This is a genomic window from Erythrobacter sp. JB1-15 (assembly GCF_057365035.1).
In genome coordinates this window covers 1,840,756-1,856,727 of sequence record NZ_CP200295.1, presented here as the reverse complement: position 1 = coordinate 1,856,727, position 15,972 = coordinate 1,840,756, and the positions used below count along the sequence as shown (strand labels likewise).

General features: G+C 54.3%; 14 protein-coding genes. 12 read left to right on the top strand and 2 right to left on the bottom strand.

The genetic code is table 11. The features are described from left to right. Positions 1-20: 20 nt before the first annotated feature. The gene (locus tag AC0V6L_RS09020) at positions 21-692 is read right to left on the bottom strand and encodes an amidohydrolase family protein (RefSeq protein ID WP_486153943.1); all 672 of its coding nucleotides are present in this window, start codon (positions 690-692) and stop codon (positions 21-23) included. Between the two features lie 351 nt (positions 693-1,043). Here AC0V6L_RS09020 and AC0V6L_RS09015 point away from each other — a divergent pair, with 351 nt between their 5' ends. Further along, entirely contained in the window at positions 1,044-2,009 is a 966-nt protein-coding gene (locus AC0V6L_RS09015) for an NAD(P)H-dependent flavin oxidoreductase (protein WP_486153942.1), read from the top strand. Here AC0V6L_RS09015 and AC0V6L_RS09010 read toward each other — a convergent pair. Further along, a complete protein-coding gene (locus tag AC0V6L_RS09010) occupies positions 2,006-3,067 on the bottom strand; it encodes a phosphotransferase family protein (RefSeq protein ID WP_486153941.1) in 1,062 nt (353 codons plus the stop codon). The two genes, AC0V6L_RS09015 and AC0V6L_RS09010, sit on opposite strands and share 4 nt — an antisense overlap. 112 nt (positions 3,068-3,179) lie before the next feature. On the opposite strand from AC0V6L_RS09010, the gene AC0V6L_RS09005 reads away from it, so the two are divergent. From AC0V6L_RS09005 to AC0V6L_RS08955, 11 genes are all read left to right on the top strand, one after another. After that, a complete protein-coding gene (locus AC0V6L_RS09005) occupies positions 3,180-5,357 on the top strand; it encodes a molybdopterin-containing oxidoreductase family protein (RefSeq protein ID WP_486153940.1) in 2,178 nt (725 codons plus the stop codon). 61 nt (positions 5,358-5,418) lie between these two features. Continuing rightward, positions 5,419-6,360: a zinc-dependent alcohol dehydrogenase gene (locus AC0V6L_RS09000; protein ID WP_486153939.1), complete on the top strand. Its 942-nt coding sequence runs from the start codon at positions 5,419-5,421 to the stop codon at positions 6,358-6,360. 20 nt (positions 6,361-6,380) lie between these two features. Continuing rightward, complete coding sequence (locus AC0V6L_RS08995; protein WP_486153938.1) at positions 6,381-7,190, top strand: phytanoyl-CoA dioxygenase family protein; 810 nt, start codon at positions 6,381-6,383, stop codon at positions 7,188-7,190. Between the two features lie 43 nt (positions 7,191-7,233). Beyond that, positions 7,234-8,502 carry a sulfotransferase family protein gene (locus AC0V6L_RS08990; RefSeq protein ID WP_486153937.1) on the top strand — a complete coding sequence of 423 codons (1,269 nt, stop codon included), beginning with the start codon at positions 7,234-7,236 and terminating at the stop codon, positions 8,500-8,502. Positions 8,503-8,612: 110 nt separating this feature from the next. Next, entirely contained in the window at positions 8,613-10,343 is a 1,731-nt protein-coding gene (locus AC0V6L_RS08985) for an alkyl sulfatase dimerization domain-containing protein (RefSeq protein ID WP_486153936.1), read from the top strand. Positions 10,344-10,387: 44 nt separating this feature from the next. Continuing rightward, entirely contained in the window at positions 10,388-10,894 is a 507-nt protein-coding gene (locus AC0V6L_RS08980; RefSeq protein WP_486153935.1) for a hypothetical protein, read from the top strand. Between the two features lie 28 nt (positions 10,895-10,922). After that, the gene (locus AC0V6L_RS08975; RefSeq protein WP_486153934.1) at positions 10,923-11,372 is read left to right on the top strand and encodes a DUF3237 domain-containing protein; all 450 of its coding nucleotides are present in this window, start codon (positions 10,923-10,925) and stop codon (positions 11,370-11,372) included. Between the two features lie 39 nt (positions 11,373-11,411). Then, positions 11,412-12,434, top strand: a complete 1,023-nt coding sequence (locus AC0V6L_RS08970; protein ID WP_486153933.1) for a DUF7064 domain-containing protein — start codon at positions 11,412-11,414, stop codon at positions 12,432-12,434. An 11-nt stretch (positions 12,435-12,445) separates the two neighbouring features. Beyond that, positions 12,446-13,747, top strand: coding sequence for a sulfotransferase family protein (locus AC0V6L_RS08965; RefSeq protein ID WP_486153932.1), 1,302 nt, complete (start codon positions 12,446-12,448; stop codon positions 13,745-13,747). After that, positions 13,744-14,601 (top strand): hypothetical protein, encoded by an 858-nt coding sequence (locus AC0V6L_RS08960; protein ID WP_486153931.1) that lies wholly within the window; start codon positions 13,744-13,746, stop codon positions 14,599-14,601. The genes AC0V6L_RS08965 and AC0V6L_RS08960 overlap by 4 nt, the downstream gene beginning before the upstream one ends. Next, a complete protein-coding gene (locus AC0V6L_RS08955; protein WP_486153930.1) occupies positions 14,598-15,965 on the top strand; it encodes an alkyl sulfatase dimerization domain-containing protein in 1,368 nt (455 codons plus the stop codon). Before AC0V6L_RS08960 ends, AC0V6L_RS08955 begins: the two co-directional genes overlap by 4 nt. Positions 15,966-15,972 lie beyond the last annotated feature (7 nt).

Here is a 15,972-nt window from a genome sequence, read left to right as displayed (position 1 = left end):
GGCAGATTTCAATTACCGCGTCATGATCCATCGAGATCTGTGGGCATGGAGCTACCGTCGATGTCTACGTGTGAATTGCCTTCTGCCCCCATCACCGACATCGAAATGCCGATTGCCCCTGCATCCATGCCTTCATTAATCAGGCGGTGGATTTCAGCCATTTCCTCCGCGTTAGGACTGCGAGTCTTTGCCGCGTCAATTCCCATCACATAAACGAGAAGGGGGTTTAGCGGCAGATATGTCAGGACATTAACGCCCTTGGCGAGGCTGCGAACCTGATCGAGGTATTCGGGAAACGTCTCCCAGTTCCATGGCAGGGCGCTGCGCTGCTGCGCCACCGGGATCTGTTCGGTCGTCTCGAGCATGCCCATCAAGCGCTCACGGTCTTTCTCGCGCACCGGAGCAATTCCAAATCCGCAATTGGCATTTGCCACAGTAGTCACACCATTGCGGCCAGCATCAAGGCAATAGGGGTCCCAGAATAGCGAAGCATCATAATGCGTGTGCTGAGTGATGTGTCCGGGTGCTACAATCTTGCCTGTCGCATCAATACGCTGTGCCGCTTGGCGAGAACGCAGGTTGCCAACCTCAACGATTGTATCTCCCACGATCCCAACATCATCATACGTGCCCGGACCACCGGTTCCATCGACGATAAATCCGCCTTCAATAATCGTGTCGAAGTCCCGCATTGCATCACTCCCAGACTCGCAGTGCTCTCGAAAACTTATAGACGCAGAGAGTGAATGATACAAAGAACACTTATTGTAACCCGTGTTTGACACAAATCATGATACCTGTATCATTGTCATCAAATATAGCTGAGCCGGTCTCAGCGAGACTTGCTTCGTGAGCTCTCCAGCCAATTCGATGGCGAATTGGTTATCTCGGGCGCGGCAGCCCATTGGGTTGCCGCGCTTCCTATTCGGACGGACGCGAAGTCTGAGAATAGGTGAACAGGCGCGGTGCAAATGGCCGCAGCGCACAAATTGAATTCTAGCCGCCACACCGAGGCGACTAAAAAATGTTCAGCGGAGAGAGAAATGATCAAAACTCGCATCACCGAAAAATTTGGCATCGAAACCCCGATCTTGATGGGCGGTATGACAGGTGTCGGATATGGCGAGCTTGTTGCGGCCGTCGCTAATGCGGGTGCGCTTGGCTTTATCACAGCACACATGTTCAAAGACGGCGAAGCGCTTAAAGACGAAATCGCTAAGACGCGCGAGCTGACAGATAAGCCCTTTGGCGTGAACTTGACCCTGATGCCTTCGGTCAATCCGATCCCCTATGATGAATACCGGGAGGCGATCATCGAAAGCGGTCTGAAGATTGTCGAAACCGCAGGCCGCCCACCAACCGATCACATGCCCGCCTTTAACGAGGCCGGTGTTAGCGTCATCCACAAATGCACAAGCGTGCGCCACTCGGTCTCCGCCGTCAAAAAGGGCGTGGAAATGATCAGCATCGACGGGTTCGAATGCGCCGGACATCCGGGTGAGGACGACGTGGGTCTAGTGGTGCTTCTACCCGCTACAGTGGATGCTCTTCCCGATACGCCGATCATTGCTAGCGGCGGTATGGCCGACGGGCGCAGCCTAATCGCAGCGCTCGCCTTGGGCGCAGATGCGATCAATATGGGCACACGCTTTTGCGCGACGCAAGAGGCACAGATCCACCCGAATGTGAAACAGCAAATTGTCGACAACACCGAGCGCGACACAGTTCTTGTCGGACGCAACTTGCGCAATACCGCCCGCGTAGCGCGCAATGCGGTTTCGGAAGAAGTTGCCACAATCCAGCGCGATCCGACCACAACATTTGACGATGTGAAAGACCTCATGGCGGGGGCGCGTGGCCGCGAGAACGTCCTTGCTCAGGGTGAGATGGACGGCGGCATCTGGTCAGCAGGGCAAAGTCAGGCGCTGGTACACGACATCCCGACCTGCGCGGAGCTGGTTCAGAATGTCATGGCACAGGCTGAAGCTGTCCGTAGTCGTTTGGCTTAAATCACGCCAGCTTCCTGCGCGAACAGGAAGGCTGCATCGCTCAAATCGCTGAGTTGACGGGTCAACTGATCTGCGTTGGCGCGCGGGTCATTGGCGTTTCCGCCTTTGATCCGGTCAATGATGCCACGCACAATACCAGCCAACCGAAACATGATGAACGCCTTGTAGAAGGATGGGTTTTCAATTGGCCCCCTTCCCACTTGATCGCAGTAGTTTTGGAGGTGCTGGTCCAGACTAGGTATCCCCGCCCCTTCAAAGTCCCAGTTCACATAGCTGCGATTCCTCATCCCAGCACTTTCCGGCATGTAGTAGGGCATGGCATTGTAGAAGAGATCAGCCAGCGGATGCCCGATGGTGCTCAGTTCCCAATCGAGCGCGGCTGCGATTTGGGGTTTTGTCGGGTGGACGAGCAAATTCTGGATCAAAAAATCGCCATGCACAATGCATGCTTCTTCGCCTTCAGGTATCGCGCCCGGCATGGCATCAATGAGCTTTGCGATCGTTGGTGGAGCCGGCGCCGATGAGTTCTCAAATTGCCTCGACCACAACGCGATCTGACGACCAAAGAAGTTGCCGGGACGGCCAAAGTCTTCGAGACCCAAGGCCACATGATCAAGTTTGTGTAATTTGGCGAGGTTTTCGCTTTGGGACGCAAAGAAAGCCCTGCGTTCCTCCGGCTCAAAGCCGGGCAAACGGAAGTCGGAAAATATGCGACCTTCGACGCATTCCATAATGTAAAAGGCTGAGCCGAGCACAGCTGTATCTTCGCAAAGGGCATAAGCGCGCGGGACAGGAAAGCCTGTGCCTTCGAGCGCTTTAATGACCCGGTATTCGCGCTCTACCGCATGGGCACCATTGAGCAGTTTGCCCGGGGGCTTTCGCCGAAGCACATAACTCTTACTCGGTGTCTCAAGCTTGAAGGTGGGATTGGACGCACCGCCCGCGAACTGTCTGATCGTGAGGGGCCCGGCATAGTCTTCAACCCGCTCATTCATAAATGCGATCAGGTTTGCTTCGTCCAATCCTTGACCCAATCCGGATGCGCTTCTGCCGTTCATTGCTTACCCCTCAGTAGGCTTTCTGACACCTGTCTCATTTTTCGTCTCGTGTGTCACTAGTGCCTGTGTTATGCTCTAAGTTGAGAGAAAGATTGGCGGGATGGGATAGTCAATGAGAGAGCAGAAGACCTTCTGCCGAATCTGTGAGGCACAATGCGGGCTCATCGTCGAAGTCGGGGATGACGGCGCCGGGCGCGAGCGCATTGCCAACATCAAACCCAATCGCGACCATGTCGTTAGCGAGGGATATGCCTGTATCAAAGGTTTGAAGATGGGCGACTTTGTCCACTCGCCCGACAGGCTTACCGAGCCGCTTAAGAAGGTGGATGGTAAGTTTGTGCCGATTAGCTGGGACCAGGCGATCAGCGAGATCGGAGCAAAGCTCAAGGAAATTCACACGCGCGATGGCGGCGATGCGATCGCCTTTCACACGGGCAATCCAATTGCTTTCAGCCTCTGGCCTGCCGTTTTGATGGAAGGTTTCTTGAAAGCGTTCGGATCGAAGAAGAAGTTTTCACCCAGCACTCAGGATTGCGCCAACAAATTTGCCGCTGCCAATCTCATCTATGGGAGCCCTAACGAACAGACCTTTCCCGATATCGACCATTCGAACTTCATGATCCTGGTGGGCACGAACCCCAAGATTTCAAAAATGAGTTTCATCAACATGCCGCGTCCGATAGAGCGGCTAGGGGAGATTGAGAAACGCGGCGGCAAGGTCGTCTGGATTAATCCCCGAGAGACCGAAAGCGCTCTGACTTTGGGCGAGCATGTCGCTATTCGCCCTGAAACCGATGCCTTCTTCCTGCTTGGTTTCCTGAATGAAATCATCTCGCGCGGTGAGATTGATCGCTCTCGCGTCGACGCACAAATGAACGGCTTTTCCGAAATCGAGCGTATGGTTCAGCGCTGGACCGCAGAGCGAGTGGAAGCGGTCACGCGCATTCCAGCGGCAAAACTGCGCGAGTTGGTGACAGGCTATCTCGATGCCGATGGCGCCGCCATCTATTGCTCGACCGGCGTTAATCAAACCCGGTTCGGAATGCTCACATTCTGGCTGCAAGAAGTCATCAACGCGGTCAGCGGCAATCTTGACAAAAGAGGCGGCACGCTCGCTGGAAAGCCAGTCCTGGCGATTGATCTGATGGATCAGGAACAGGAATTTTCCCGGATCGACAATGTGCCCTACGTTATTGGCCAGATTCCCGGAGCCCTCCTCGCTGATGAAATCCTCATGCCGGGAGAAGGACGCATCCGGGCCATGATCAACATGGCTGGAAACCCACTTCTCAGCTTTCCAAACAGCGACCGCCTTGCCGAGGCGCTTGACGATCTTGAATTGCTCGTGTGCATGGACATAGTCCGCAACGAAACGGCCGAGCATGCCGACTATATTTTGCCGGGCCTCCACGGGCTCGAGCGGGCCGACGTGCCCTTCTATTTTTTCTCGATGATGGGCCTCATGCCCAAGCGGTGGGTCCAGTTCACTGACGCGGTCATCGCAGCTCCTGGTGATGCTCGCGACGAAGCATGGATGCTTGAGCGGATGAGCGCGGCAGCAGGCAGGCCAATCTTCGGTTCGCGAAAAGCCACGCTGTTGTTTGCCCTTGCGCGCGGCCTGAAAAAGCTTCCTTTGATCGGCAATCTCAAGTCGCTCGACCACCTCTTTTTCGATTTGATTACGCGGCAGGCCGGGCTTGGTGGGCTCGGCAGGTTGCGCAAACACTCCGATGGGCTTGCGCTCGAGGAAAATCAGCCAGGGGATTATCTAGGCCAGCGTGTCGCCACCGCGTCAGGCAAGGTGGAACTTGCTCCGCCTGCTCTTGTGGCGCGGGTCGATGAGCTCGACGCCACCTATGAGCGCGAGCTCGAAAACAGGAACGCGCTCAAGCTGATCCAGAAACGGGAGCGCTTTACCCACAATAGCTGGGCGCACAATGTGCCTGCCTTTGTGAAGGGCGACCGGCAGACAAACTACCTCTACATCCACCCCGAAGACGCAGATGTTCGTCAGCTCCACGAAGGCGCACTCGCGCAAGTTAGCGCAAATGGCCGCTCCATCCGTGTGCCGGTGAAGTTTGATCCGCATCTCATGCCGGGCACCGTCAGTGTGCCGCATGGATGGGGACATCAGAATGCTGACGGCCTCAGCGTTGCTAGAGAAACCCAAGGCGCGAATGTTAATGTAATCTTGCCCGATGGCTCCAGCTCGATTGAGCCAATCTCAGGAATGGCTCACCTAAATGGTGTGCTGGTTGATGTGACACCATGCCCGTCTGGAAGGGCATAATGTCGAAAATCGAGCCAATTGAGGTGTCTGTAGATTGCCGACTGTCAAGGAGCGGTTCCGGATGAAAGCGATCAGGATCGTCGACAGCAAACCTGAGTTCATCAATTGTGACCAGCCACAAGACGACGGTGTTCTCATCAATGTGGTGTCCAGCTCGATTTGTGGAACCGACCTTAACTTGCTGCCCACGGGCATGCTGGAGGGCCGGATTATTGGTCATGAATTTGCAGGTTATACTGCAAACGGAACAGCCGTTGCAATCGAACCCTTCCACTCCTGTGGCCAATGCCTTGCCTGTGAGGAAGGGCTTATCGAGCATTGCAGTTCAGGTGAATTCCCCAAGGTCGCTGGTCTCACAATGGACGGCGGCATGGCCGAACAGGTGATCGTACCGGAAAGCTCTGTGGTGGAGTTACCGTCGGGATTGGACGTTAAGAACGCCAATTTGGTCGAAACTGTGGCCGTCTGCGTTCGCGGATTGCAACGTGCTGGGGCGAGCGACAAAGACAAGGTGCTCATCATTGGCGCCGGTGCCATTGGATTGGCGAGTGCCGCCTGCCTAAAGGCGCATGGCATCAAGGTGGCGATTACGGCGCGTTACCCTCACCAGCAAAATGCGGCGGAAAAGCTTGGCGCCGAGCTTGAGGTTGGTGACGGGTATGATCTTGTCATTGATGCGGCCGGAAATGAAGCCTCGCTCGCTCAGGCGGTTCAACATCTGAAACCCAATGGCAGGATTCTATTGCTTGGCAACTTCCTAGAACCGACCCCGATTGCACCCGACCTATATCGGAAGGAAATCACCCTTATCACCTCGGTCGCCTACAAATGCACACAGCCTGATCGCAGTTTTGTCGAAGCGGCCCGAGTTTTGGCAGAGCATCCGCATATCGCCGATGCGATCATCACGCACCGTTATCCGCTGGAGGGCGCGGCAGAAGGTTTTGCAGCCGCTGCAGACAATAAATCTGGTGCGATCAAGGTCGCGTTTGACGTTCGCTGACTTAGCCAAGGAGTTTCCAGATGTTCACGCAAGGCCACAAGAAAAGCTATGAAGAGCAGGGCTATTGTGTGATCGATGATGTGTTGGACGCATCGACAACCGCCCAAGTTAGACGCAGCTTAGTAGATGCGGTTGCCGAGAGTGAACGCCGGGGCATGCCGACCCATATCGAAGGATTGGACCCCAACGATAAAAATGTCCGCGTGTTCAACTTGCTGGATATCGGCACGATTTTCGTCGATCTGATTTCACACCCCTTGGCTGTCGATATCGCCAAGCAGCTTCTCGACGAAGATTTCCTCATTTCCAGCTTCACCGCAAATATAGCCAAACCGGGCAGCGGTTCGATGTCCATTCACTCCGATCTTTCTCTAGTCCTGCCTGAGCCTTGGCATTCGCCGTGGAGTCTCAATGTAATTTGGTGCTTGGACGATGTGTATCGCGAGAATGGAGCGACCTTGTTCTTGCCCGGAAGTCATCGCTTCGAACGCAAGGCGGACCTTCCCACCGATATCGCGCAAGACATGGTTCCTTTTGAGGCCAAAGCTGGAAGCGTCATCGTTATGGACGGACGGCTTTGGCACACCTCGGGCATGAATAAGACCAAGGATAAGGAACGGGCGATGCTGTTTGGATATTACAGCCGCTCTTTCATTCGTCCGCAATGGAATTGGAATGTTGCTTTGTCGCCAGAGACCCAAGCTGCGCTCAGCCCTGATCTGATCGAATGGCTTGGGCTTGGGATGACAGGCAACACCAATGCAAGCGCGAGTATTGATCTGGAAGGCGAAGGAAGCCTCGAAAACGCCAACGAGCTATTCGGTAGTTAAGACGCGCTTTTAAACATGCGCGCAAAGGAGGGAGGGACATAACATGAAGACCATTACGGTCGATGATCTGGCAAGCCCCGAAATATCTGAGGAGGGTCAGAATGTTCTGGCCCAACGAGCCAGCCTACCCGTTGAGTTCTCGATGCAAGGAATTGTCCAACTCGCTGATGAAACCTGTGATGTGCCTTTGTTTCGGGACAATGAGTTAGAAGGCAGGCTCGAGCGTTTTTTGACAGAAGGGGACCGCAAGGGGAGATTCTCTGACGCGGGAAAAGCATTCGTTATTGGGGAATTTGCGAACTTGCTGGTCCAGCGAAGCAGGTTGGAAAACCTCATATCGATACACCCTGAGATTTGCGATGTTGCGATCGAAGCTCCGATCATCATTGCAGGCATCCCCAGGTCTGGAACGACGAACCTGTCCAATATCATGGCCAGCGACACACGTTTGCGATCGCTTAGTATGTGGGAGTCCAAGACACCGTTTCCGCCCAAGGATGGCAGTCCAATGGACGGCATGAGTGAGCAAGACCTCATGGAAATCGGCAGGCAGGCAATGGCCGAGATCCACGCGGTCATGCCTCTCACTCAGATAATGTACGACATCTCTTTCGCAGATGCGATGGAAGAGCTGTGCTTTATGGGAATGGCGGGCTGTCCCTGCACGCTTATGCCGCAAGCTTACACCCCGGAATGGAACCGGTGGTTTTATGAAGAGATGGACCCTGCCCCGATGTATGGGCTCATCAAGAAAAGCTTGCAGGCGCTCAATTGGATGCAAAGCAGTTCCAAGCAGTGGGTTCTCAAGACGCCGCATCACTTGGCTTTCTTGCCTGAGCTGACGCGTACCTTTCCCGATTGCCATTTGATCATCACGCACCGCGATCCGGCTTCGTCTACCGTCTCGAACGCGACAATGAACGCCTATGCGTTCCGCGCGACCCACGATCAAGTTGATCCTAGCCAAGGCTATCAAGTCGCAATTGATATGGCGGACGGCATGATCGGCGGATTGGTCCGTGATTTCGATAGTCTTGAAACGGCATCAATCACGCAGGTTCATTTTGGTGACTACATGGCCGATGTCATGGGCACGCTAGAGAGCATTTACGCGGCGGTTGATCTCCCGTTTACTGAGACGGCGCGCGCCGAGTTGCAGGCCTATATCGATGCCCACCCGCGCGGGCGACATGGCGGCCGTTTGGTCTACAATCCTGAACGTGATTTCGGTGTGACGCGTGATCAAATTCGCGAGAGATATCAGGATTACATCGACAAGTTTCAGATCAGCATTGAGCGCAAGCACGCATAATGCCGCGCGTTAGGTCACTTGGGCGGCGGCATTGGGCATGTGCCTTTGTACTCGGAGCCGTTTCTTTGTCCCTCAATACATCTGCGCATGCTCAACCAAAGGAGCCCGCAATGACAGAGCAGTCAGAGTTTTATCGCGGAGGCCAAGACCACAAGGTCGTCACTGCAGACAATGGCGCACAGGTTAATGCGGACTACGCGGAATTTGTCTCCGCGGGGCCGTGGGCGAACGTAAAAACCCACAAGGTCGGCGAGAATATCCATACAATCGTCGGCTATGGCCTTTCCAACTTCACTTTCATCGAGGGTGATACTGGCTTGATCTTGATTGATACCGGACCAAACAATGGCGCTGCTTACGAAGCCTTGCGGATGAAGGCACAGTTCAGCAAAAAACCCATTGTCGCGATCATCTACACCCACCACCACTATACGGCGGGTTCACAGGCAATCCTTAAAAGCCATCAAGGCAGCGATATCCCGATCTACGGTCATCCCGATGTTGATCGAAACTTGTTTGGCCTATTCTCTTTAACGGCGACGGGAAGCTTTCGGCGCGGTCATATTCAATTTGGTGCTCATCTGCCTAAAGAAGGCCCCGATGCGCAGCTGGCGATACCCGAACCAACCTTCGAAGACGCCGCGTTGAACGCGCGCGGCCATGTGCCCGTGACTCATCCCGTTAGTGATGGCGAAGAAGTGATCATTGATGGTGTCAAAGTGGTCTTCCACCATGTTGTCGCGGATTCTGAAGACAGCCTTATCATCCATCTGCCAGAGCTTGATGCGGTCGTTCACAATACGGCTATCATGCCATTCCTTTTCCCGATGTATACGCTGCGCGGTGACTTTTATCGCGCGCCTCAAGATATCCTTGCCTCTATCGACAAAGTGCGTGCCCTTAAGCCTGAACATCTCATCGGATGTCATGGGGCGCCAGTTAGCGGGCGCCAACAGGTCTATGATCTGGCGACAAAGCACCGCGATGCTCTTGCCTTTATTTTTCAGCAGACCGTGCAGGGGATTAACAGAGGCCTCGGGCCCGACGAGATTGCTCTAGCACTGAGGCTACCCCCGGCTCTTGAAGATGACCCGGAACTCTATCCTGCCTATGTCGATGCAGAGCATATTGTTCGTGGGATTTATCGCGGCATTATCGGCTGGTGGGCGAATGATCCCGCTGACCTGCATCCGCCAAGCAAGGAAGAGATGGGTGCAGAGGTCGTTGCAGGGTTTGGCGGGGCAGACGCTCTGCTTGAACGGGCCCAGACCATTCTTGACGAGGGGCGGTACAATCTTGCCGCAAGCCTCGCCACCTACGTTCTCGATGCCGATGCCGAGCATCACGATGCGCGCAGGATCAAGGCGAAAGCATTGCGAAGAATGGCCTATGCTACGCCTACCGGAATACAAACTCGCAACTTCATATTGACCGAAGCCTTGAGGTTGGAAGGCTCGATCGAGTTTGACGAAACTCTCGGTCTGGCACCAGCAGTGCTCACCGCTGAAATGGTCGCGGCCTTACCGCCAGAGACGTTCTTGCAGAGCCTGACACACACGATCGATCCCGATGTGGCAGGCGATCTCACCCTGACCGTTCGGATTGACATGACCGACATCGATCGGACCTTCGGTCTGTTTATCCGCAACGGCGCGGTAGAATTCATATCTGAGGCGCCCGCCGACGAGGACCTCACTTTGTCGTTCGGGTCCATGCAATGGGCACTGATTGCGACAGGTCAAGTAAAGCTCATCACCGTGCTCGAAGAGGGTGACGCAACGCTCATCGGTGATCAGTCGGCCAAAAATGCATTCCTACACGCTTATGCCGAGGTGCTGTGAATGTTGATCTTTCAGCTAGTTACTCGAGGCACCCGGAGACAGTAATGGAAATTTTGAAGACGGCAACCGATTGGGCAAAGGCCGAGGCATTTTCTTCGGCATTCTTCATCTTGTTCGCAATGTGTTTTCTTTTGGCCAGTGCCGGCTTCTGGCAATTGGGCAAAACCGAGATCGCCAGAGCCTATGTCATCCCCATGCTGGTCGCGGGCTCTCTTTTGATTATCATCGGAGTGGGCCTTGTTTACGCCAATCAGGTTCGGATCGCTGAATTTCCGGTTGCGTTTAATGAGGATGCAAGCGCATTCATCGCCGCCGAGCTTCTGCGCATCGAAGGGGTGCTGAGCGAGTATAAGACCGTGGTCTTTACCGCGATCCCGATCATCATCGCGGTGTGTGCGGGCCTGATCTATTTCCTCGATGCCCCCGTTTGGAGAGCATGCGTCATCACAGCGATTGCGATGCTGACCGTTATCCTCTTGATCGATGGCAGCGCGCAGGCCCGGATCATCGATTATAAACAGCAGCTCCTATCCGCTCAGGCGAAGCTGTGATGCAACATCAAACACTTCAGGTGCTGACATGAAGCTGGTCGAAGAATTCACGATGAACTTAGCAGCCGCCCTACCAACGCCGATTGGACAGGGGCCCTACGGCAACCGGATCGTTCATAAGATTGAGAGCGGGGAAGTTACCGGGGAACGGATGAGCGGCAAGGTTCAAAGCGCGTGCGATTGGTCGCTTGTCGGCGAAGATGGTTATTTGCGGATCGACGCGCGCGGGCAGATCGAAACAAGCGACGGCGCGTTTCTTTATCTGCAATATGAAGGCTTCTTGGAGCTGTCTGATGCCCTTTCAAAGGCGATGGCCAAGGGAGCAGAAACCCAGTTCGAAGATCAGGACTGTTTCATCAATCTAAAGATGGAATCAGGCGACGATCGTTATCGCTGGGTCAATACGGCGTTCTTTGTCGGTCGCGGCCGAGCATTGGCTGAGGGCCGTGTCGAATACCGCATCTACCGCCCACAATAAGCCGCTCACCTACCACTTCGTTGCAGGATAACACCGCTAATGACTTCTGTTTCAAAAGTCGCAATTCTGGGGGACCTTTCGGCCGAAGATGACTGGCACCACAAGGTGCAGGCTGATCAGACTTTCAGCGAGTCCAACCTGTTCTATTATGCAGGACGAACGGCATCCGGGAAAAATGTGGGCGGGATCATCCGGGTCGCAAACCGTCCCAACCAAGGGTATGCGGAAGCGACCGTTCTTTATTTCGCCGGCGACGGCTCGGCTTATTTCAAGTTCGAGCGCCCAGAAATCTCTGGCAATACTTCCTGGACCGTTTCCAATTGGAACCTAGAAGTCTTGGAGGCTGGAGGAGTGAAGTTCCGCTCTCGCTATGATGGCGATGCCTTCCGCCTTTGTGACCCTCACATGCTGGCAAACCCAATACTCGCGTTCAAACAGCCTTCGTATGCGCTTGCATTGGACCTCACGCATTACGGCAAGTCGCCGATGGTGGAGTTTCGGTATCAACGCGATAGTTTGGACGAAGGCATGGATGCAATTGCTCAGACGAAAGGGCTTCATCAGCTCACCCGGCTTGAGGGCAGCATCGAAATTGCTGGGGAGGGTCCAGAGGCGATCGATGGGTTTGGGTGGCGCGATCACAATTGGGGCCCACGCAATTGGCAGGCGTTTCCCAAGCACGAATTCTACACTGGGAATTTTGACCAAGATCGCGGGTTTGTCCTTTTCAAAACCGAAGGGGGTCTTGAATACTTCATGCACGAAGGACCCGGCATCCTTCACGAGGTTACCGAGCTCGATATCGATACCTCCTATGAAGAAGACGGACGCGAACCCCATGCGATGCGCGCCAAAGTCGGCCTATCGAATGGCGCAACCCACGTGATTGAAGGGCGCAAAATCGACTTCATCCCGCTGCGCAATCGCCGCGATGGGATGACCACGCATTTGGGATATTCGCTTTGGGAATATGAGCTTGACGGGTCGTTCAAAGGATTGGGCATCGCGGAGCATATGTCACAGAGCAAGGACGATGAAGCAGAACAAGCAATTGCACCGTAAACCGTTGGAAAATGGAACTTATTGAACATATGGTATCCAAAGAACCACAGATAGAGAAAATCCGGATCACCGACCTCCACAAGCCGGTGCAGACAGATGCGTTCAACGCATTGCTATCCCAACTTCAAGGTCAGGACATTCGTCTCGACAAAGACACTTTGCTGGAAATGGCAAAGGCTCAATCGGATGTGCCAATTGATATTGATGATGGTCAGATTGAGCGTTTCACGCGAGTATTTGAGGAGTCGATAAGCAACGCGCCCGTCCACCAAGTGGGCCGCTTCTTCTATCAGCTGGCCGCCGTTCACGGCATTATCCAAGTCAGCCGGATGAATGCCATTCGTAAGGCCAATTCTGAGATTGAAGCAACCCCGGTCAATCCACCGCTTGTGGTTGCAGGAATGCCGCGATCGGGCACGACGTATCTGTTGCAACTTCTTTCTTCACAACCCGGTTTCACCTCGGTCACTAAGTGGGAATGCAACACGCCTTTCCCTTCCCAACCTGTCTTGCGCGGGGAGGAAGAAGACAAGCGGATTGAAGAGGGGTTTGCCGCCAACGATTTCATCTTGTCCTTGGCCCCCTATCGCCAACAGATTTATGATGTTGGGGCCGATGAACAGACCGAAGAGATCGAATTTATGATCCACGCCGGTCATAGTGTCGCGATGTCATTCTTTGGCGATGTGCCGAACCATGATCGCGCACTCTATGCCTCAGATCAGATCGACAGCTACAAAATGCTGCGCAGGTTCATGCAGACGATCAGCTGGCTCAAACGTGCCGAGGAAAACGAACGCTGGTTGCTGAAATCGCCGCATCATATGTGCGGTCTCCCCGCGCTTGATCAGACGTTTCCTGACGCCAAACTGGTCTTCACTCACCGCGATCCAGCGTCGGTTTTCATCTCGCTTTTGACATTGATTGGTTACGCGGGGCGTCAATTTTATTCGAGCATATCAAAGCAACAAATCATCGACCGCGCGCTGCGGATGCAGCACGGCTTTTTGAAAGGCCTGTGCGCCAACGCTGAACGCTTTGAAGGCCGGTGCGCTCACATCTATTTCAGCGAATTCATGCAGGATTATCACGCCAGCATTAAGCCCGTCTTTGATCTGATCGGGAAACCGTATGACGCGGCGCGCCGGGCAATGGTCGAAGAACGGGCCAATGCCCACACAAGGGGCCGCACCGGCGCGCGGATTGTCTACGACATGGAGGCCGACTTCGACCTTACCCGCGAGGATATCCGCAAGGAGTTTGCCTATTATCTGGACCAATTCCCCGTGGCGATTGAGGAGAGCAACCAATGAGTAAAACCGAGCAAGCAAACATCGCCAATATGCAAGGTTGGTACAACGATATGTGGGGTCGATGCGCAGCTGAGAAGATCCCACAATTCACGAATGAGGTGTACCTGCGCCATGATCCATCGGGACCTGCAACTGCCCTGCCGGGCACGCTTTACTCCTCGCTTGTAGGCGAATTCGTCAAAGACTTGGACACGGCTGATTTCAAATATCGGCTTTTTGCTGATGGCGATTTCGTTGGAGCAATTGGCCTTCTCGCCTTTACCGATGGGCAGGAGTGGGATTGGGTCCAACTGTTTCGTTTGGAAAACGGGAAGCTATCCGAAACCTGGTTGCCGGGAATGGGTGTGAAGGCTCCGCTTGCTTATCCCAAACCTGAAAACTCATGGAAAGATGACGCAATTCCGGATCAAGATCACAGCAATCTGGATCCGAATAAACAATTGATCAAAGATTGGTTCGATGCGTTTGCGTCTGGGGGCGATGTGGCGCCATTTCTCTCCCCAACCTCCCGCTGGCATGACATTCACGATTGCGATGTCACTTTGACGCCTCAACAGGTGCAGGAACGGCTCGCGGCCCTAACAAATGGGGACGCGGCAAGCGGGATGCGGCTCCACCTTATTGGTCAAGATGATTTTGTGATTGCCACTGGACTTTGGAATTTGGGTGCGGACGCTCGGCGTTGGAATTGGGTCGTCGGCTTCCAGATTGCTGACGGTGCGATTGCCCGTGTGTGGTGGAACGCGATTGGCGGCACTGACACCTCGATTGAGAACAGCCCGCAATCCGGTTGGAACATGGACATGATGCCCGATGATTGCGTCCGGGTCAGCAGCAATATTTCGGCATCATGATGTCGCGGACAAAAGCTCTTTTCACGGCCATTGCCTTGTGCCAAGCGCCTGTGCTCGTTGCTCAAGACGAAGTGCAGATCCTCGAAACCTTGCAACGCCGCAACGCAGAGTTTGAACAAGAAGTCATCCGCGTCAGCGAAAGTGTCTACACCGCTGTTGGTTATGGCCTGAGCCCTGTATCAATGATCGTTGGCAGCGATGGGCTTGTGATTGTCGACACCAACCTTGACCCGCAGGCGGGCCAGGCGGTGATAGACGAATTTCGCAAGGTGAGTGATCTGCCGGTCAAGGTGATCATCTTCACCCATGGCCACAATGACCACACAGGCGGGGCAAGTGCCTTTGTCGAAGACGGCACGCAAATTTGGTCGCGAACTCCCTTTCATGTCGAAGACAGCGCCTTTGCGGAAGCTGGCCTAAGACGGATATTCCAATTGCGCGGGTTTCGGCAATTTGGGGTGCTGGTCCCAGAAGAGGGAATTGACCATGTCGGGGTAACGCCGCGCTACTTCCCAGCACCGCAATCCCAACCCCAATCGCCCATCGAACCGACCCACGTCTTCAGCGGGGATAGCATCACGTTATCTGTCGCTGGTCTAGACTTGGACTTGGTGGCCGCAGACGGCGAGACCGACGACCAATTGTTCGTTTGGTTCGAAGGTGAGCGGGTGCTCTTCTCAGGCGACAATTTCTATAAATCCTGGCCCAATCTTTATGCCATTCGCGGAACGGCTTACCGCGATGTCAACGCATGGATAAACAGCCTCAGCGCCATGCTGGAAAAGGAGCCCCATCATTTGGTGGCGGGGCATACCCGCCCAATTTTGGGAGAAGCCGAAACGAGGGAAACCCTCACCAATTACCGTGATGCGGTCAAATTTGTCTTCGACAAGACCATCGAAGGGATTGAGCTTGGCCTTACCCCAGATGAGTTGGTTTCCTTTGTGCAACTGCCCGAAAAGTACGCCGATCTAGATTATCTAAAGCCTTACTATGGCCATCCTGATTGGGCTGTCAGATCCATCTTCAATGGTTATCTGGGTTGGTTTGACGGGAACCCCACAACCCTATTCCCGCTCCCACCCAAAGAGCAATCCATCCGATTTGTGGGGCTTGCAGGCGGGTTTGATGCTGTCAAAGCAGCTATGGAGAAAGCATCTGAAGCGGGCGAATTCCAATGGGCTCTGCGTCTATCCGATCATCTGATCCAGCTCTCTCCTGAAGACCCAGACCTTATGATTGAGCGCGCCGACATTCTCGACGCCCGCGCCCAACAAGTGTTCAACGTTCCAGCGCGAAACTACTATCGCTCTGTTGCGCTTGAACTGCGTCAGAGAGCCAAAGCGATTGAAGGGAACAATTGAGGTCTGA